Annotated in this window: 13 protein-coding genes and 1 pseudogene; 9 read left to right on the plus strand and 5 right to left on the minus strand. The window is 66.2% G+C overall.

Translation table 11 applies throughout. The features are described from left to right. The first annotated feature begins 146 nt into the window (after nucleotides 1–146). Nucleotides 147–1,751: an EAL domain-containing protein gene (locus HV681_RS07505; protein ID WP_175122472.1), complete on the plus strand. Its 1,605-nt coding sequence runs from the start codon at nucleotides 147–149 to the stop codon at nucleotides 1,749–1,751. Here HV681_RS07505 and kch read toward each other — a convergent pair. Both kch and HV681_RS07515 read right to left on the minus strand, forming a co-directional pair. Further along, nucleotides 1,728–2,939 carry a voltage-gated potassium channel protein gene (kch, locus tag HV681_RS07510; RefSeq protein WP_175122473.1) on the minus strand — a complete coding sequence of 404 codons (1,212 nt, stop codon included), beginning with the start codon at nucleotides 2,937–2,939 and terminating at the stop codon, nucleotides 1,728–1,730. The two genes, HV681_RS07505 and kch, sit on opposite strands and share 24 nt — an antisense overlap. A gap of 391 nt (nucleotides 2,940–3,330) precedes the next feature. Then, nucleotides 3,331–4,146, minus strand: a complete 816-nt coding sequence (locus HV681_RS07515; RefSeq protein ID WP_175122474.1) for a response regulator transcription factor — start codon at nucleotides 4,144–4,146, stop codon at nucleotides 3,331–3,333. Here HV681_RS07515 and HV681_RS07520 point away from each other — a divergent pair. Next, the gene (locus HV681_RS07520; protein ID WP_175122475.1) at nucleotides 4,136–4,537 is read left to right on the plus strand and encodes a hypothetical protein; all 402 of its coding nucleotides are present in this window, start codon (nucleotides 4,136–4,138) and stop codon (nucleotides 4,535–4,537) included. The two genes, HV681_RS07515 and HV681_RS07520, sit on opposite strands and share 11 nt — an antisense overlap. Nucleotides 4,538–4,712: 175 nt before the next feature. Further along, nucleotides 4,713–5,111 (plus strand): helix-turn-helix domain-containing protein, encoded by a 399-nt coding sequence (locus HV681_RS07525; RefSeq protein WP_175122476.1) that lies wholly within the window; start codon nucleotides 4,713–4,715, stop codon nucleotides 5,109–5,111. Here HV681_RS07525 and HV681_RS07530 read toward each other — a convergent pair. Next, nucleotides 5,092–6,243, minus strand: coding sequence for an acyltransferase family protein (locus HV681_RS07530; RefSeq protein WP_175122477.1), 1,152 nt, complete (start codon nucleotides 6,241–6,243; stop codon nucleotides 5,092–5,094). The genes HV681_RS07525 and HV681_RS07530 overlap by 20 nt on opposite strands. A gap of 306 nt (nucleotides 6,244–6,549) precedes the next feature. Between HV681_RS07530 and HV681_RS07535 the strand changes: the two genes are divergently transcribed. The 3 genes from HV681_RS07535 to HV681_RS07545 all read left to right on the plus strand — a co-directional run bounded on the left by HV681_RS07535 (nucleotide 6,550) and on the right by HV681_RS07545 (nucleotide 8,775). Then, nucleotides 6,550–7,080 (plus strand): META domain-containing protein, encoded by a 531-nt coding sequence (locus tag HV681_RS07535; RefSeq protein WP_175122478.1) that lies wholly within the window; start codon nucleotides 6,550–6,552, stop codon nucleotides 7,078–7,080. A gap of 33 nt (nucleotides 7,081–7,113) precedes the next feature. Continuing rightward, nucleotides 7,114–7,911, plus strand: a complete 798-nt coding sequence (locus tag HV681_RS07540) for an META and DUF4377 domain-containing protein (protein ID WP_175122479.1) — start codon at nucleotides 7,114–7,116, stop codon at nucleotides 7,909–7,911. Between the two features lie 126 nt (nucleotides 7,912–8,037). Then, a complete protein-coding gene (locus tag HV681_RS07545; protein ID WP_175122480.1) occupies nucleotides 8,038–8,775 on the plus strand; it encodes a sulfurtransferase in 738 nt (245 codons plus the stop codon). A 67-nt stretch (nucleotides 8,776–8,842) separates the two neighbouring features. Here HV681_RS07545 and metG read toward each other — a convergent pair. Both metG and HV681_RS07555 read right to left on the minus strand, forming a co-directional pair. Continuing rightward, a pseudogene (metG, locus tag HV681_RS07550) lies at nucleotides 8,843–10,942 on the minus strand (methionine--tRNA ligase); the annotation flags it as partial. 228 nt (nucleotides 10,943–11,170) lie between these two features. Beyond that, nucleotides 11,171–11,446: a hypothetical protein gene (locus HV681_RS07555; RefSeq protein ID WP_056325207.1), complete on the minus strand. Its 276-nt coding sequence runs from the start codon at nucleotides 11,444–11,446 to the stop codon at nucleotides 11,171–11,173. Between the two features lie 102 nt (nucleotides 11,447–11,548). On the opposite strand from HV681_RS07555, the gene apbC reads away from it, so the two are divergent. The 3 genes from apbC to HV681_RS07570 are packed head-to-tail and all read left to right on the plus strand — an operon-like array spanning nucleotide 11,549 to nucleotide 18,411. Then, nucleotides 11,549–12,637, plus strand: coding sequence for an iron-sulfur cluster carrier protein ApbC (apbC, locus tag HV681_RS07560; RefSeq protein WP_175122482.1), 1,089 nt, complete (start codon nucleotides 11,549–11,551; stop codon nucleotides 12,635–12,637). Between the two features lie 3 nt (nucleotides 12,638–12,640). Beyond that, complete coding sequence (locus tag HV681_RS07565; RefSeq protein WP_175122483.1) at nucleotides 12,641–14,536, plus strand: autotransporter assembly complex protein TamA; 1,896 nt, start codon at nucleotides 12,641–12,643, stop codon at nucleotides 14,534–14,536. 56 nt (nucleotides 14,537–14,592) lie between these two features. Beyond that, complete coding sequence (locus HV681_RS07570) at nucleotides 14,593–18,411, plus strand: translocation/assembly module TamB domain-containing protein (protein ID WP_175122807.1); 3,819 nt, start codon at nucleotides 14,593–14,595, stop codon at nucleotides 18,409–18,411. Nucleotides 18,412–18,432 lie beyond the last annotated feature (21 nt).

The raw sequence follows: 18,432 nt of genomic DNA on the forward strand, positions 1-18,432 counted from the left end.
CCAGCGTTGCGGACCCGATGCTTGCGCAAGCCGGGGGGCGCACACGCAGTTCTTGACGCAGCGCCGCACATGGTGTCCCATCGCAACGATGCAGCTGTACTAATGGCCCCCACTGCCGCGGAGACCCCTTGCCGACATCAGGCCTGATGGATCGTGTTCCCTCGTGGCGTTATCTGCCCGTGGCCTTGGCGCTGGTGCTGCCGGTGATCGCCTGCGTCGCCTGGACGTGGTGGCACGCGCAGAAGGAACAGCGCCTTGAAGCCGAGTCGGCCGCGCGCATCGTGCGTGTGCAGACGCAGCACGTCCTGACGCAGACGTGGACGCTGGCGGACCGGGTGGCGGCGCTGACGGCGCTGTCCTGCGACGAAGCGCTGCCCGACCTGCAACGCTGGGGCGCACTGAACCCGTATCTGCGGTCCCTGTTCCTGGTACGCGGCGATCGCATCTATTGTTCGTCGGCTGTCGGCAAGATCGACTACCCGGTCTCGGAGTTTCGCAAGTGGGTATCCGACCTGCCGCCCGACCGCTGGCGCTTTACCGTGACCGGCACGCCGCTGGCGCCCGAACGGCCGGCGATCCTGCTGGGCCGGCCCGGCGCCGAGGGCCGCAGCGGCGTCGTGGTGGTCGACGGACGGTACGTACAGGATCTGCTGGACGCCGTGGCAAGCCTGCGCGATTACCGCATCGAACTGCAGGTAGGCGAGGGCGGGGCGTTCATTCACAACGATTTCAAGGGCGCGGCGGGGGCGTCGCGCGAGCTGGTCTACCACGAGACCACGGGCCACGATGGGCCCACACCGCTGACCATCCGCGTCAATGCGCCGGCTGAAGCCGTCGTGCAGGCGTGGCAGCAATTGATGATGACCTACCTGCCTGCCGCCGCACTGCTTGGATTCGGCCTGGCCGTGGTCGCTTACCGCCAGCAGGCGAACCGCCGTTCCTTCAAAGAGCAGTTGCGCCGCGCGATCCGGGCTGATGAATTCAGGGTGCATTACCAACCCGTGTACGGTCATGCAACGGGCCAATGCAGCGGCGTCGAGGCGCTGCTGCGCTGGGAGCGGCCCGGGGTCGGATCCGTGCGGCCGGACGTCTTCATTGCCGCGGCCGAGGCCGATGGCATGATCGCCCCGCTGACGCGCCATCTGTTTACGCTGATCGAACGCGACATGCGCAGCTGGACCACGCCGCCGGGGTTTCACGTCGGAGTCAACATTGCCGCCGAGCATTTGTCATGCGCCGAGTTCACCACCGACGTTGAGCGCTTCGCCGCCAACATCGCCCATCGTGACCCGACCCTGGTATTGGAGATCACCGAACGCAGCCTGATCACCGATGACGGCCAGGCGCGGCGCAACATCGACGCGCTGCGTGAGCAGGGGGTGCGTGTTGCCATCGACGACTTCGGCACCGGCCACTGCTCGCTGTCGTATCTGCAGCGCTTTCCGGTGGATTACCTGAAAATCGACAAGGGCTTCGTGCATGCCATCGAACCCACCGGCGAAGACGCGCCGGTGCTGGACGTGATCATCACGCTTGCGCATCGTTTGGGCCTGGCGGTGTTGGCCGAAGGCGTTGAGACGGATCTGCAGTTCCGCTATCTCACCGGGCGCGGCGTCGCGTTCATCCAGGGCTACCTGTTTGCGCGGCCCATGCCGTCGGATCAGTTCGTGACGTGGTACGCCGGGCACGCGCCACCGAACGCACCGGTGGGCGAGCCGCAATCGCGTTCAAGTGGTCTTGGCGTTGGATGACGGCTTGGCAAAGAACAGGTCCGTGATGGCCTGGCTGTCCATGGGTTCGCCGTTGATCGCGCGCGTCAGCATTTCCGCGCCCAGCAGTTGCACCGAAAACACCAGATCGGGCTGCACCCGACGGATCTTCTCCAGATGCTTGCTGGTGTTGACCAGCGCCACCGTCTTGGCGCCGTCCGCGCCGGTCGCTTCCTTTACGGCCAGCACGATGAATGCGTTTTCCGCGTCGTCGTCGCGCAGCGCCAGCACATAACGCGCCCGCGCGACGCCCGCCACGTGCAGCACGTCCACGCTGGAGGGATCGCCTTCGATCAGGTCGGCGGCGGCGGGATAGTCGTGCGCCATGCCCGTTGGGACGATGACGGTGACTTCTTCGTTGCGGCTGCGCAGGCCCTGGTAGACGCTCAGCGCGAGGGGCGTCGCGCCGGCGATGATGATGTGGTTTTTTCTCATGGCCGAAGAAAACCTGCCTTTGACGAGCCGTTTCAGATTGCCGCCGATCACCGGTCCGGCGATCGCGCTGACGGAGGTGGCGAACACGGTAATGCCGAGGATGATAATCGACGCCGTGAACAGGCGCGCCGTGCCGCTATGCGGCACGATGTCGCCGTAGCCCACCGTGGACATCGAGACGATCGAGAAGTACAGCGCGGTGCCCGCGTCCAGAATCGGCGGGTTGAATTCGTTGCCCAGGTATAGCGTGCCGAACACCGCGTAGATCATCAGCGACAGCACGCTGACCAGCGCAAACAGCGACCCGGCCGTCACGCTGGCGCGGTCAAAGCGCCGCCAGTACGCCACCAGCGCAATCACCAGGACCAGCGTGTAGATGCCCAGCCCCGCGCGGCCCCCGTCGCCCAGGATGGCGAACGTGCCGATACCGATCAGCAGCACCAGCGAGAACGCCCACGCGATGCGCGCCTTCAGGATCAAGCCCAGCGCAATCACCTGCAAACCGACGCCGAGCACCAGGCGTGGAATCTCCAGCAGACCGACCACGCGCATGATCTCGTGCCAGTTGTCCAGCGCGAGCCAGAACGAATACTCGCGGGCACGGACTTCGCGCAGCACCGGGTGCATGAACGCGTATCCGTCCAGCGCCACCAGGATGGCAAGGCACCAGTTTGGCGGGAAAAACGCCAGTATCTTGCGGAGGCGATGGCGCAGGGATGGCTGGGGCAGGGGCATGGAGGGGAGGAGCTTGCTATATCAATCTGGTATGGAAGACTATCAACAAAGAATTACTGGAAACGCGTCCGAGGTCCTAAACTTTCCTCATCAGGCGGCTATCCGGAAGGAACACCGCCGATATGGCAGTAACGCCCCCCAGCAGCACGGGTGGACGCATTGCCAGGCGTTGATCACGTTGCAGCCCGTGCAGGGACTAGAGACCCGGCGCAGGCCACGGTCGGACCGTGCGTGAGTAGTATGAGGCACGAATGTTGGAATCGCGTGATCCAGGTAGAAGGCATCGGTGCCGGCCGATGACTCCGGGTTCACGTGTTGTTTTAGCGCGGCGTCTTACCCTTCGGGGGCAGCGCCGCGTTTTTTTCGCCTGGCGGTCTTGCGCCGGGCGATTTCAGGCAGACGCGTTCGCGTCCGCTTCTTCGCTGCGCCAGGCTTGTTGCCCGTCCGTGCGCGCGGTTGGCGTTGACACCCGATAGTCCAGATCCAGCGTGATGTCGGCTGCAAACATGTAGCCCCATCCGTGGACCGCGCGGATCGGCAGCGTCATCTGATTGGCCGCGGCCTTGCGGCGCAGGCGGCTGATCATCACATCCACGAAGCGGCGGCGCGTGATGCCGCTGTCGGCTTCGTCCGCGCCATCGGCCAGAAAGGCGTCGCGGCTGATCTTGCGGTCGGGCGACTTCACCAGCCGCGACAGAAAATCGCGTTCACCGGTCGTCAGGCCCAGCGTCCGGCCCTTGGGGCTGATGAGCGTCCATCCCTTGTTTGCCAGCCGCCAGCCCTCCTGGGCCGGTTCTTCTATGGCTTCCGTACCCGCGCCCGGCTCCATCCCGTCCAGCCCGACCGCGCGTCGCACCAGCGCCTGCAGCACCGCCGCGAGCTCCAGGCCGGTCACGTCCGGCGGCAGGCAGGCGTCCGCGCCGCAGAGCAAGGTGCGGATACGGCTTTCGGAATCGGTGAATGGGGCGATGGCCACGATGCCCAGGCTGCGATCGATGGCGCGCAGCCGCACGGCGGCGTTGTGCACATCGGTAAGCGGGGCTTCCAGGACGACCAGCGGGCTGGGCCGGCGGGAAAATCGGTCGTAGACATCCACGAGATCGTGGCAGCGGCGGACGTTGAATCCCAGGTGGGAAAGGGACTCGACGAGTCTGGCATGCCTGGCGTCGTCATTGCCAAGAAAAATGACATCCAGCGTGTTGTTCATTGATGCTTCCAATGAGGCGCCGCGACGGGGCGCTGGCGCCTTGAAAAAGCCGGACGTCTGGCAGAGCCATGCCGTTTCCGGCCGTTGCGGCGCTTGTCCTTCCAGAGTCACGCCTGTGTTGCATTTAAACACGGGCGTGTTTTTTTGTGAAGATACGTTTCTATGGTTTCGGACGGTAACAGTCGTCCAGGGGGAAATAGCCCGGCATCCATTGAAACAGCGTTTGATCCCCGATTTGCGTCAGAAAAATATTATGTATTACCGATACATTATTTTCTCTTTCGGCCGATTTCTGCCCATAAACTCATGCGGCTTTTTTTGCTCCGATTTTGCTGCAACGTCGCGCGACGGCAGCGGTGGGATGGGCGGGCACGGCGCTGCAAGCCGATGAAAGATATGACTTTTAACGGGGCGGACTGCGGCGTGAAGCGAGGGCGCGCGGCAGCATGCGCGCAAGGCCAGGGGGGCCAAGCGGCGATTTATGAATTAGCCCGGAAATTGGGGTCTAATCCCTTTATTTGGCCGTAGATTTGAAATGCTTTAATCCAAAAAAACCATACAAATTAATGTCTCAGGTTGATCGATTGGACACGTTTAGCCATCGTCTGCGCAACGCAAGAATGCTTCAGGGGTGGACTCAAAAAGACTTGGCGGTCGCAAGCAACCTGTCGCAAAGCGCTATTCGCAACTACGAAAGCGGACAGCGCCAGCAGCCGTCCAGCGAGGCGCTCATCAAGCTGACGCGCGCCCTGCGCGTCAACCCCCTGTGGCTGAGTACCGGCGAAGGGCCCATGCTCGACACGCCGTCCGGCCATGTTGCTGCGGGCAGACTGGGCGAAATCCCCGACCCGCCCGCTTGGCCCTTCGAAACCATCTCCTACGCGGCCTACGCCCGGCTTTCGCACCAGGAAAAACGGCAGATCGAGCTGGTGCTGGGCGCTTACATCAAGGCACGCGGCGAATAGTCCCCATCGGTTGCGCAGGAACCTGCGGGCGCGGGCGGACATCGGCGGGCGCGATGGCGCCGGTGCCGCGGGGATCGGTGCGCAGGCGGCTGCGCAGGCGTTCCACGGGATCCGCAATCAGGTAGTTCAGCACCGCCGAGACCCCGATGCATCCCGTGATGGCCATGGCGGCGAACAGCATGGGTTGATGCTCCTGCACATCGTGCATCAGCCAGCTGAACGCCATGATGACCAGCATGTGGCAGATGTACAGGGGATAGCTGAGTTCACCAATGGCCTTGTCCAGCTTGTGGCGCGATTGGAACAGGAATGCCAGCGGCAGCAGTGCGGCAAACAGCAGGACCGCCAGGCCATCGCGCACGGTGGGGTTGATGCCGATCGAGAAGTGCGCAACCGTATACAGGAACAGGATGCCGGTGCCCAGTTCGGGCAGTCGCTTCACGCGCTGCGTCCAGGCCTTCATGCGCGGCAGCAACACCTGATGCGACAGCGAACCGATCAGGAACAGCGCCAGCTCCGTGGGGAAAAAGCGATAGGTCCAAGGATCCGAGCGGCCGACCCCCGTCCAGATCAGGATCGCGCGCAGGGCCAGCGAGGCGGCCAGCAACGCCAGCAACCGGCGCGGCGAGCGCAGGATGAAGGGCGCAACCAGGTAGAAGCTCATTTCCACACCAAGCGTCCACGCTTGCGGCACCAGCAGACCCTTGTAGAGCGGCACGTCGCTGTTCGCGAAGCTGCCCGTGAAGGCCAGCGCCGAATCGCGGATGCCGAAGAACATCAGCCAGTCCTGGCCGAAGATGAAGAGGTTGGAGAGGAACAGGAAGACTTCGGCGCTGAAGGGCAGGGCTTCGTAGATGCGGAAGAACGAGCCGCCGCTGACGATGTGGGCCGTCAAGGTCAGGGCCGCCACCGCCAGATAGATCGGGAAAAGCCGCAGGAAACGATTGGCGTAGAACTTGCCCGTGGCGCCCTGATAATGGTCCGTCGCCGTCAGCACGTAGGAAATGAGGAAGCCGGAAATCACATAGAAGAGCTGCACGGCAAGCCTGCCGCCGACAAGCTGATCGGCGTAGCCGCCGCCCAGGTGGTCCAGCACCACTGACAATGCCAGTAAGGTTCTCAAGAAGCCCATCGCGCATCTCCCCGGTCGATATTGTTCTCAGCCCCGATGGGCCGGACACTGCGCATGCGGTTGTCGCGGGCTCCGCTCCTCTTTCCCTGTATTACTTTTTAGGCCGGAGTCATCAACTGTCATCGATTCTGCTCGCGGCCACCCACCCCCGCCATGCGGCATTCGATGCAGAACCGGCGATCATCGGAGCTAGAACCTCCGGCTCAAGCGTGCATCTTTTGGATACGGCTGACGGACGGAGAAAATCGCGTGATGGTCCACGGGGCGGTTACATTACGACGATACGCATCAATTGGAGGCTTGCTCATGCCCAATTTCATGTCCACGCCCAGCAGAATGCTCTGCCTGGGGCTGTTGACCGCGGCCCTGGCCGGATGCGCCGGCATGACCGGCGGCGCGCGTCCCGAAGGCGCCGCTGCGGCCAGCGCGGCCACCAGCAAGGATTCGCTGGCGCAGACGAGCTGGGAACTGGTCCGCTGGGCACAACCCGGTGGCCAGCTGCGCGACATCCCGCACGGGGACAACGGCGAGCCCATCCGCCTGACGTTTCTTGCGCAGGGCAAGCAATACCAGGTCAACGGATTCTCCGGCTGCAACCGTTACACCGGCACGTACAAGCTCGAGCGCAACAAGCTCGTCATCGACGCGCCCGCCACCACGCGCATGGCCTGCGTGCCGCCCGAGCGCGCAAAGCTGGAAGCTGACTACCTGCGCGCGCTGCGCGCCATCGACACGTTCACGCTGGACAGCGGCGGCGCGCCGCGCCACCTGACGTTCAATCTGCGGGGTGGCGACGTGCTGGAGTTCGAGCGCCGCCAGGATCCGCCGACCCCCTGATTCCCGCTTCGCTGAACGATCCGAGAGACCTGCATGCGCTCATTCCTTTTCCAGCGCCGCCTGGCGTCCGGCCTGCTGTGCGCGGGTCTCGTTGCCTGCTCGCCGCCGCCGATGCGCGCGGCCGATGGCCAGGATCCGCGTTTCCAGCCGGCCTCGGCCTCCGACATCCTGGTGCAGACGAACTGGGACTTGGCGCGCTGGACGCTGCCCGGCGGCGCGCTGCGCCCCGTGCCGCATCCGTCGTCCTCCACGCGCCCGATCACGGCTGCGTTCATCCACGACCAGGGCTCGCCCCGGATGATGGGATTCAGCGGATGCAATACCTACAACGCGCCGTACACCATCGCCAATGGCCAGTTGATCGTGCGCGCCGACCCGGTGTCGACCCGCATGGCCTGCGCGCCGCAGACGATGACGCTCGAGCACGATTTCCTGGCGTCGCTCACCCGGATCACGGCCAGTTCCTTCGATAACGCCAACAATCCGCAACGCATGACGTGGAAGCTCAGCACCGGCGACACGCTGGACTTCGGGCGCCGCGCGGATCCCGTGGCGGGCGGCCAGCGCGGCCCCACCAAGCTGGTCTACGTCAACGCCGAGCGGGTGCCCTGCGACACGGCCGGTGGCCGCGGTATGTGCTATCAGGTGCGGGACAGCGCCTCGCAGCCCTGGCAGGCCTGGCCGGGCGAGATCACGGGGTTCAATTTCCAGCCCGGCGTGCACTACCGCCTGCGCGTGGTCGAGATCAATGACCCGAATGCCACCTTGGGAGCTGCCCCGCTGCGCTGGGTGCTGGACGCGGTGGTCGAGCAGCAGGTCGTCACCCGCTAGGGACGGCAGGCGGTCTGGGCGGTGCGCGGTCTGGGCACCGGCCGCCCAGCGGTACTCCGTTCTGCGGCGCAAATGGCCCAGCGATTATGATTACGGGCTTCGCCGCCTGTTTTCTATCGCTTTGCCATGACTTCCGTCGTCAATATCGCCGCTTACAAATTCGTTCCGTTGGATAACCTGCCTGCGTTGCGCGAGCGCCTGCTCGCCGAGGCCGGCGCCGCCGGGCTCAAGGGCACGATCCTGCTGGCCGGGGAAGGCATCAACCTGTTCCTCGCGGGGGCGGCCGGCGGCATCGACACCTTCTTGCTGGGCCTGCGCGCCGATGCGCGGTTCGCGGACCTGGAGGTCAAGTTCAGCCACAGCAACGACGTGCCGTTCCGCAAGCTGCTGGTCAAGATCAAGCGCGAGATCATCCGCATGAACCACCCTGCCATCCGGCCGGCAGCGGGCCGCGCGCCCGGCGTCGATGCGCACACGCTGGCGCGCTGGCTGGCGGCGGGCGTGGACGACAATGGCCGGCCCGTGGTCATGCTGGACACGCGCAACGCCTTCGAGGTGGACGAAGGCACGTTCAAGAACGCCATCGACTGGCGCATCGACCGCTTCACGCAGTTTCCCGCCGCGGTCGAGGCAAACCGGGCGCAACTCGAGGGCAAGACCGTCGTCAGCTTCTGCACGGGCGGCATCCGCTGCGAAAAGGCCGCCATCTTCATGAACGAGGCCGGCATCGAAAACGTCTACCAGCTCGACGGCGGCATTCTGAAATACTTCGAGGAAACGGGCGGCCCCGGCTATGAAGGCAAGTGCTTCGTGTTCGACGAGCGCGTCTCGCTCGACCCGGCGCTGGCGCCCAGCAACGCCTGATCGGATTTCCCGCAGAAACAAAAAAGCGCCCGCATTTGCGGGCGCTTTGCATTGGCAGTGACGCGGTTCAGCGCACGCGCATGCCGGGCTTGGCGCCGGGGAACGGCTCCAGCACGTAGATGCCGGCGTCGACGGCTTCATCCGCATGGCTGGCGGCCAGCACCATGCCTTCGGACACGCCGAACTTCATTTTGCGCGGCGCCAGGTTGGCGACCATGACGGTCAGCTTGCCGACCAGGTCTTCCGGCTTGTAGGCCGACTTGATGCCCGAAAACACGTTGCGGTGGCGGCCTTCGCCCACGTCCAGCGTCAGGCGCAGCAGCTTGGTCGAGCCTTCGACGTGCTCGCAATTGACGATCTGCGCGATACGCAGGTCGACGCGCGCGAAGTCGTCGATGGAGATGGTCTCGGCCAGCGGCTCGCCGCCGGGCACCACGACGGGCGCGGCGGGCGGCTCGAACAGGTCTTCCAGCATCTGCGGTTCGACGCGCTGCATCAGGTGCTTGAACGGCGCCACGCGTTGCGGCAGGACCGAGGCATCGGCCCAGGTGAAGGGCGCCTGCGCGCCGAACAGTTCCAGGGCAACGCGTTCGGCCAGCTGGGGCAGCACCGGCGCCAGCATCACCGACAGCGCCTTGAAGCCGGCCAGCGAGCGCGAGCAGATGTCCTGCAGCGCGGCCTTCTGCGCGTCGTCGGCGGTGGCGATGCCCTTGGCCAGCACCCACGGCTGCGCGGTGTCGAACGCCTGGTTGATGCGGTCGGCGTAAGCCATGATCTCGCGGATGGCGCGGTTGTACTCGCGGGCCTCGAATGCGGCGCGGATGGACTCGGCCTGTTCGGCGTATTCAGCGGACAACGCGCTGGTGTCGCCGGAATAACCCAGGACGCCGTCGAAATGCTTGGTGATGAAGCTGGCGGCGCGGCTGGCGATGTTGACGTACTTGCCGACCAGATCGCTGTTCACCCGGGCAATGAAGTCCTCGGGATTGAAGTCCACGTCTTCGACGCGCGCGTTCAGCTTGGCGGCGATGTAGTAGCGCATCCATTCGGCGTTCATGCCGAGTTCCAGGTAGCGCAACGGCGAAATGCCGGTGCCGCGGCTCTTGGACATCTTTTCGCCGCTGACGGTGATGAAGCCGTGCACGTTGACCGCGTCCGGCGTCTTGCGGCCGGCGAACTTCAGCATGGCGGGCCAGAACAGGGCGTGGAAGTACACGATGTCCTTGCCGATGAAGTGGACCTGTTCGGTGTCGCCGTTGGGGTCGAGCAAGGCGTCAAAATCCATGCCCTTGACCGCGCAATAGGACTTGAGCGACGCCAGATACCCGACCGGCGCGTCCAGCCAGACGTAGAAATACTTGCCCGGCGCGTCCGGGATCTCGATGCCGAAATAGGGCGCATCGCGGGAGATGTCCCAGTCGCCCAGCTTGGCCTCGCCGTCTTCGCCGCCCAGCCATTCGCGCGTCTTGGCCAGCATTTCAGGTTGCAGATGCTTGGCGCCTGCCTTGTTGGAACCCGTGGTCCACTGCTGCAGGAATTCCACGCAGCGCGGATCGGACAGCTTGAAGAAGAAGTGATCAGACGACTTCAGGACGGGCGTGGCGCCCGTCAGCGCGGAGTAGGGATTGATCAGTTCGGTGGGGGCGTACACCGCGCCGCAGACCTCGCAGGAATCGCCGTACTGGTCCTTGGCGTGGCACTTGGGGCACTCGCCCTTGATGTAGCGGTCGGCCAGGAACATGCCCTTGACCGGATCGTAGAACTGCTCGATGGAGCGCGTTTCGATCAGGTCCTGCGCCTTGAGCGCGCGGTAGATGTCCTGCGACAGCGCGACGTTTTCCGCCGAATCGGTGGAATGCCAGTGGTCGAAACGGATGTGGAACCCGTTCAGGTATTGCGGACGCTCGGCCGCGTAACGCGCAACCAGCGCCTGCGGCGTGATGCCTTCCTTTTCGGCCTTCAGCATGATCGGCGCGCCATGCGCGTCGTCGGCGCCCACAAAGTGCACCGTGTGGCCCGCCATTCGCATCGAACGAACCCAGATATCGGCCTGGATGTACTCCATGATGTGGCCGATGTGGAAAGATCCGTTGGCGTAGGGCAGCGCAGTGGTGACAAAGAGGGTGCGAGACATGGTTGTCGACTGAGGTTGAGGGGAAAAGGGATTTGGCCGGCCATTTTAGGGCAAGCGCGCGCGCCTGCCGCTGATGCGGCCGCGGATGCGGTCCCGGACAGGGTTCCGGAGATGGTCCCGGAAAGTACACAACCCGCCCATCGCAGCGACGCGAATCAGGCGGGTTGAGGGAAGCGTGGCCAGGCGATGAGCGCGATTTCAGCGCAGCACGCATTGGCCGGCTTGCGCGCAATCACGCGCAAGCCAGGTTGAAAACCGCCGTCAGCGGATTTCGCGGGCCTCGACGTCAATCACATCGCCACGCGGTTGCGTGGCGAACGGGGCAGTGGCGGACTGGAAGGGTCCAGGGCGGGCGCCTTGGCGCTGGCTCCAATAGGCGCGAACGCCGAAGGGCTTGCCGCGCACCTTGGCGACCACATAAAGGATCGCCACGGCGAATGCCGTGGAAAGCATGAACACCAGCGCCATCGCCATGCCGATCAAGGCCAGGGCGGCGAATAAGACGGCACGAAAGAAGCGGATAAGTGTGTTGGTCATGAATGGTCGGATGCAAAACGCAGCGAAAGGTTCCCGTGTATCCGCTATCCTTTAGGGGATGGCGGCCCGCAGACGCCGCGCTGCCTACGGAACCATAGTGACATGAGTATAACGATAGAAAACATCCGCGCCGCACTGCGCGCCGCGCAAGACCCGAATACCGGTTTGGATTTGGGCGTTTCTGTAAAAGATCGTGACATTCAACTGGCCGGCGGCCGCGTCGCGTTGACGCTGGAGCTGGGCTATCCCGCCGATGCCGTCCGCGACCAGATTCGCGACATCGCCGTGCGTGCGTTGGCGCAAGCCGGCGCGCCCGATGCGCAAGTCACCGTCACCTGGAAGGTCGCCGCGCACGCGGTGCAGAAGGGCCTGAAGCCGCTGCCCAACGTGCGCAACATTATTGCGGTCGCTTCTGGCAAGGGCGGCGTGGGCAAGAGCACCACCGCCGTGAACCTGGCCCTGGCGCTGGCCGCCGAGGGCGCAACGGTCGGCGTGCTGGACGCCGACATCTACGGCCCCAGCGTGCCGACGATGCTGGGCATCTCCGGCCGTCCGGAAAGCCGGGACAACAAGAGCATGGAGCCGCTGACCGGCCACGGCCTGCAGGCCAACTCCATCGGTTTTCTGATCGACGCGGACTCGCCCGCCATATGGCGCGGCCCGATGGTCACGCAGGCGCTGGAACAACTGCTGCGCCAGACCAATTGGCGCGACCTGGATTACCTGATCGTCGACATGCCGCCCGGCACGGGCGACGTGGCCCTGACGCTGGCGCAGAAGGTGCCGGTCGTGGGCGCGGTCATTGTCACCACGCCGCAGGACGTGGCGCTGCTGGACGCGCGCAAAGGCCTGAAGATGTTCCAGAAGGTGGAGGTGCCGATTCTGGGCGTGGTCGAGAACATGGCCATCCACATCTGCTCGCAGTGCGGTCACGCCGAGCACATCTTCGGCGAAGGCGGCGGCCAGCGCATGGCCGAGCAATACCAGACGCCCTGGCTGGGCAGCCTGCCGCTGACGCTTGCCATTCGCGAACAGACCGACGCCGGCACGCCGACCGTCGTGTCGGACGCGGGCAGCGAAGCCGCGTCGCTGTACCGTGCGATCGCTCGAAAGCTGGCCGCGGGCGTTGCGGCGCTTCCGCGCGACATGGCCGGAAAGTTTCCCTCCATCGTCGTTCAACAACCGACCTGACGCATGCGGTGGGCTGCCCGCGCCTTATTGGCAGGACTTTGCATGATGGCGGGCGAGGCGTTGGCCAAGCGCCCGGAGGTTATTGTCGACCCCGGGGGCGTGCCCCCGGCCGCGCTGCAGGCGATCACCCAGGCGGTCGATGCGATCGCGCGTCTGGCCGAAGACCAGGACGGCGGTGAAATCAACCGCCTGCGCCGACGCGCGCGCGACGCGACGCTGGCGGCGCTGGCCACGCAGGGCTATTTCTCGCCCAAGGTGACGCTCGAAGCCGGTACGGATATCGGCGGCGAAACCTGGGACATCGCGATCGTGCCGGGCAAGCGCACGACCGTCGAATCCGTGAACCTGGAATTCTCCGGCCGCATCACGCGCCCCGAGTACGCGCAGCGCGTGCAGAAGCTGCGCGATGACTGGAGCTTGAGGAAGGGCCAGCCGTTCATCAACGGCGACTGGAACCGTGCCAAGGCCACGCTGCTGGACGACGTGTCCACGCGCGACTTCCTGCTGGCGCGCATGACGTCCTCGCGCGCCGACATCGACGCGGACAACGCGGCGGCGCATCTGCACGTCACCATCGACAGCGGGCCGCAGGTGCGCATGGGCGAGCTCAACACCCAGGGCCTGAAGCGCGTGCCGGAGACGCTGATCGACCGCTACGTGCGCTACAACGTGGGCGCCGCATTCGACCAGAACCGGCTGGACCAGTGGCAGCAGGACCTGCAATCGACCGCGTTTTTCCGCGGCGCGTTCGTCTCGCTGCAGGAGCCGCCCAGCCAGAACGATCAGCCCACCGATCCCATTTCCGACCGCGCCCGCGGCCCCGGATCCGAAGACGCCGCTGCCGCCGCGCCGGCGGGCGATCCCACGGTGTCGGGCGGCATGCCCCCGCCGCCGGCGCAATTCGATTCCGACGGCGAGATCACGCTGCCGGTGCAGGTGCGCGTGGTCGAGGCGCCCCCCAAGCGGTTTTCCGCGTCGATCGGCGTGGACGACGAGGCCGGCGTACGGGTGGAATCGGTGTATCGCCAGAACGTCGTGTTCGGCCAACCGGTCACCATGGAAACGGGCTTTGGCGTGGACCGGTTGCGCCAGCGCGCTTTCATGGACATCCTCTTGCCCCCTTCCGAGCGCGGCTACCGCGATTCCGTCGGGATCCTGGCGGACCGCTCGGACATCCAGGGGTTGGAAGTGACCCGCTACGCGCTGGGCGCCACGCGCACGCAAGAGCGCAAGGGCGCGGGCGACAGCCGCGTCGAATATGAAACACGCTACGGCGTGCTGCTGGCGCAAGACCACGTCAAGATCGACGGCGGCGACAGCTACACGCTGCCCACCATCACCACCACGGCCGAATGGCTGCGGCGCGATGTCGACAACAAATACGATCCGCGCGAGGGCAACCTGATTTCCGTGGGCGGCGGTGTCGGCGTGACGCTGGATACCGGCGAGCCCTACACCCGCCTGCGGCTGCGCGGCCAGAAATGGTGGCCTTTCGGCAAATGGGACGTGCTGACGATCCGTGGCGAGGTTGGCCGCGTGTGGTCCAACGGCGACGTGCAGGTGCCGGACGACTTCGGTTTCCGGACGGGCGGTGCGCGGTCGATCCGCGGCTATCGCTATCAAAGCATCGGCGTGCACCGCGACAACGCTGTCGTCGGCGCGCCCACGCTGCTCGTGGGCAGCATCGAGTACGACCATTATTTTGACGAGCGCTGGGGCATGGGCGTGTTCGTGGACGCGGGCGATGCCGCCGAATCGTTCGGCGACATGAAGATGTCCGTAGGCTACGGCGTTGGCGCGCGCGTGCGCACGCCCGCCGGGCCGCTGTTCCTTGACGTGGCCTACGGCCAGCGCGAACGTGACCTGCGTCTGCATTTCTCGCTGGGGATCGCGTTTTGAAGTTCGTGCGTAAATTCCTGCGCCATGTGCTGGTGTGGTGGCTGCCCGGCCTTGCCATGCTGGTTGCGCTGGCGGCTGGCTTCATCTTCTGGCTGGTGGCCTCGCAGAACGGCACGCGCCTGTTGCTGACGACCGCCGCGCAGCAACTCGAAGGCCAGGCGCTGGACGTGAACGGCTCGCTGCTGCACGGGGTCACCGTGGGGCGTCTGGAGCTGACGGCCGGCGGCACGCACGTCGACATCCACGACCTGGATTTGTCCGTGCGCTGGAGCGCGCTGGGCGACCGGCTCTTGCATGTGCGCAATCTGTCCGCCGGCTCGGTCCGCGTGGACATGGAGTCCTCGCCCGAGACGCCGCCCGCCGAGGAAAGCAGCGAACCCTTCACGTTGCCCAAGCTGCCTGTGACTATCGCCGTGGACCGGCTGGCGCTGGGCGACTTCCAGTTCACCCAGGACGGCGAGCCGCTGCCCGTCACCTTGAATGACCTGAACGCGACCTTTGCCGCCAGCCAACAGGGCGCGCAATTGCGCATCGCCAGCCTGCGCGTTGGCCACGAGGTGGGCGAGGCCGATGTGACCGGCCAGGCCGATCTGCAGGCTCTGGCCGACCCCTGGCCCTTTGCGGCGCGCCTGGACGTGACGGCGCGCGGCGCGGGTCCCGACTCTCCCCTGTGCCAGGCCGATCGGCTGAGCGGCGTGTTTGGTCCGGTGGCGGGGCAGGCGCCGGCCAAGGACAAGGCCGAAGAATCGGCCAAGGAGCCCGCTGCGGCCAAGAAATCGGCTGCGTCCAAGGCCCAGGCTCCGGCCAACCGCGCAGGCGCTCGCAAGGCCGAGGCCGCCGCCAAGGGCACAAATGCCGCCAAGCCGGCGGAAACGGCCAAGGGCCGCATCGACGCCGCAGCAGCTTCCAAGGGCAAGGCAGAGCCTGCCGCCACCGCGGCCGCGCCGATGGGGCCGCCCGTGCCTGCGTGCCTTGTCGTGCTGCACGCCGACGCCGCGGGATCGCTGGACGGCATCCAGGCCAAGATCGACGGCACGGGATCCAATTTCGTGCTCGATGTGGTGGCCGATCTGGCGCCGCGCACGGCGCTGGTGCTGCGCAGTGCCAGGGCGCGAGCGCAGTTGCCGGACAAGTCCACGCTGGCCGCGCAATTCGACCTGCAGGCGGGCGACGCGCCCGGCCGCGACCGCATCGTCGGATCGCTGGATGCGCAGCGTCTGGACCTGGCGCCCTGGACGGGCAATGCCATTCCACCCGCGCTGCTGACCGTTCGTGCCGATGTGCAGGCCGACATTGAAAACCTGAGCGCGCTGCGCCATGCCGCCGTCAACCTGCGTTTTGAAGAGGGCAGCCGCTGGAACCGCCAGCCGCTGAGCGGGGATCTGAAGGCGCAGGTGGATGTGACTGGGACGGGGGGCGGTGCGGCAGCCGGTGCTGCGGCAGCCGGTGCTGCGGCAGCCGGTGCTGCGGCTGGCGCCGCAGTGGCGCCTGCCGGGACTGCCGCGCGTGATCCGGCGGTGGACCCGTTGGCCGGCCTGCGCATCCATGGCCTGGACGTGGACCTGCGGCTGGGCCGCAATCGCGTCCGCGCGACGGGCGAACTGGGCGCATCCAGCGGCGCCATCACGCTGGATGCCCAGGCGCCGCAACTGGACGCCTTCTGGCCCGACATACCCGGCGGCGCCGACGTGAAGGCCCGCATCGACGGCACGGTGGCCGCGCACCGCGGCGAGCTCACCGCCAGCTATACGCCGCCGCGGCCCCGGCCCGGCATCATCGGGCAATCCCGCGCGCAGGCCAATCTGACCTTCAACGGCGGCTGGGGCAGGGGCCCCACAGGCCAGCCCGACGCGGCGCTGGTGGGCTGGCGCGGCACGTTTTCACGGCTGAGCGCGGATACCGCCGGATTCGCCGTTTCCCTGGATCGCCCGGTCACGCTGTCCTTCCTGCCCGCTGCCGTGGCGCCGCAATGGCAGTGGCAGGTCGGCCAGACCGGCGTGAGCCTGACCCTCCCGGGCAAGGAGCGCCTGTCCGTGGCGCACCAGGGATCGCGCGGCGGCGGCAAGCGCTGGGAAACCGCCGGGCAGTCGGACAACCTGATCATCACGGCTGGCGTGGCGCGCCAGGTGGTCGGCGCATTCGATCCGGAAGCCGCGGCCAAGCTGGGCCGCAACGCCGGCCGCGTGAACGCGATGGTTCCCGATGGCCAGCGCCGCATCGCGCTCGACCTGCTGTGGGACTTGAAATTCGACGGACGCCTGGCCGGCCGGGCCCGCATCGCGCGCCGGGCGGGCGACCTGCTGATTCCGGGCGATCCCCCGGTGCCGCTGGGCGTGAAGGCGCTGGTCGTCGACGTGACCGCCACGCCCACCTCGGCCAACGCCAGCCGGCTGGACGCCCGCCTGGACCTGTCGACGGAAAAGATGGGGTCGATCAACGGCACCGGCACGGCGGTCCTGCTGGTGGACGCGCAGGGCGGGATGGCGCTGGATTCGCGCCAGCCGCTGCGGGCGCGCCTGAATGCCGACATCGCCGACCTGGCGTGGGTTGGCCTGTTCGTGGGCGACGCCATGGAAGTGGGCGGTACGCTCAAGGCCAATATCGACGTGCAGGGCACGCTTGCCGGCCAATGGGGCGCCACCGGCTCGATCCGGGGCGACAAGCTGAGGCTGGTGCGCATCGACGATGGCGTGCGGCTGATCGATGGCACGCTGTCCGCCCGCCTGGACGGCCAGCGGCTCATTCTGGACAGCCTGCGCTTTCCGGCGTCGCTGCGCGTGATGCCTGCCGAATGGCGCACCAAGGAATGGATCACGACGAACGCGGGCGCCAAGGGCGGTTACGCCGAAGCGAAGGGCGACTGGAACATCATGGACGGCGGCGGCGCGATCAAGCTGACGCTGTTCCGATTCCCGGCCCTGCAGCGATCGGACCGCTACGCCATGGTGTCCGGCACGGTCGAGGTGCGGGCGGCCATGCCGCGCCTGGAGATCGTGGGCAACCTAAGCGCCGACGCGGGCTGGTTCAGCCTGGAGATCCTGCAGGGCGTGCCGACGCTGGATGACGACGTGCGCGTGATCCGCGCGGGCGACGATCCCAACAAGGTCTCGACGCCGCTGCAGACCAGCATGGACCTGAAGTTCGACATGGGGCCGCGCTTCTACATCACGGGCATGGGGCTGGACGCCGGCCTGCTCGGTTCCATCCAGATCCGGCTGAACGAGGGCCGGCTGACAGGCTGGGGACAGTTGCGCACGCGCGGCGGCGGCATCGAGGCCTATGGCCAGCGGCTGCGCCTGAGCCGCGGAACCCTGACTTTCCAAGGCCGTCTGGACAACCCCATCCTGGACATCGAGGCGCTGCGCACGGGTGAACTGGTCGAGGCCGGCGTGCGCGTGGTGGGCACGGCCCAGCGTCCGCGCATCGACCTGGTGTCCTATCCGGAAGTCAGCGATGTCGAAAAGCTGTCGTGGCTGCTGCTGGGCCGCGGGCCGGACGAAAGCGGCGGCGACGCGGCCTTGCTGGTGTCGATCGGCACCGCGCTGCTGGGGGGCGGGCAGCCGTTCTACAAGCAGTTCGGGCTGGACGACGTGGCGGTGCGCACCGGCAACATGGGAAGTTCGGGCAGCATCCTGCCGGACCGTACGGTGGCCGGCAATGTGAACCGCGATATCGGCAGCGACCTGTCCACGCAATTCCTGGTGGCCAGCAAGAACTTCGCCAATGGCATCACGCTGAGCGTCGAGCAGGCGCTGTCCGGCAGCGATACCGTTGGGCGTGCCAGCTACCGGCTGGCGCGTGGTCTGTCCCTTGATTTGAAGGGCGGCTCGGTCAACGGGATTTCGCTGGTGTACCGCACCCTGTTCGGCAATTGATCCGGCGCCCGGCTTGCGGCG

The organism is Achromobacter animicus, assembly GCF_902859585.1.
GTDB classification, from domain to species: Bacteria; Pseudomonadota; Gammaproteobacteria; order Burkholderiales; family Burkholderiaceae_B; genus Achromobacter; species Achromobacter animicus.

Excerpts from the sequence above, each read along its gene's own strand:
- HV681_RS07505 (WP_175122472.1), top strand. The coding sequence starts at position 147 with ATGGATCGTGTTCCCTCGTGGCGTTATCTGCCCGTGGCCTTGGCGCTG.
- kch (WP_175122473.1), bottom strand. The coding sequence starts at position 2,939 with ATGCCCCTGCCCCAGCCATCCCTGCGCCATCGCCTCCGCAAGATACTG.
- HV681_RS07515 (WP_175122474.1), bottom strand. The coding sequence starts at position 4,146 with ATGAACAACACGCTGGATGTCATTTTTCTTGGCAATGACGACGCCAGG.
- HV681_RS07525 (WP_175122476.1), top strand. The coding sequence starts at position 4,713 with ATGTCTCAGGTTGATCGATTGGACACGTTTAGCCATCGTCTGCGCAAC.
- HV681_RS07530 (WP_175122477.1), bottom strand. The coding sequence starts at position 6,243 with ATGGGCTTCTTGAGAACCTTACTGGCATTGTCAGTGGTGCTGGACCAC.
- HV681_RS07535 (WP_175122478.1), top strand. The coding sequence starts at position 6,550 with ATGCCCAATTTCATGTCCACGCCCAGCAGAATGCTCTGCCTGGGGCTG.
- HV681_RS07540 (WP_175122479.1), top strand. The coding sequence starts at position 7,114 with ATGCGCTCATTCCTTTTCCAGCGCCGCCTGGCGTCCGGCCTGCTGTGC.
- HV681_RS07545 (WP_175122480.1), top strand. The coding sequence starts at position 8,038 with ATGACTTCCGTCGTCAATATCGCCGCTTACAAATTCGTTCCGTTGGAT.
- HV681_RS07555 (WP_056325207.1), bottom strand. The coding sequence starts at position 11,446 with ATGACCAACACACTTATCCGCTTCTTTCGTGCCGTCTTATTCGCCGCC.
- apbC (WP_175122482.1), top strand. The coding sequence starts at position 11,549 with ATGAGTATAACGATAGAAAACATCCGCGCCGCACTGCGCGCCGCGCAA.
- HV681_RS07565 (WP_175122483.1), top strand. The coding sequence starts at position 12,641 with ATGCGGTGGGCTGCCCGCGCCTTATTGGCAGGACTTTGCATGATGGCG.
- HV681_RS07570 (WP_175122807.1), top strand. The coding sequence starts at position 14,593 with ATGCTGGTTGCGCTGGCGGCTGGCTTCATCTTCTGGCTGGTGGCCTCG.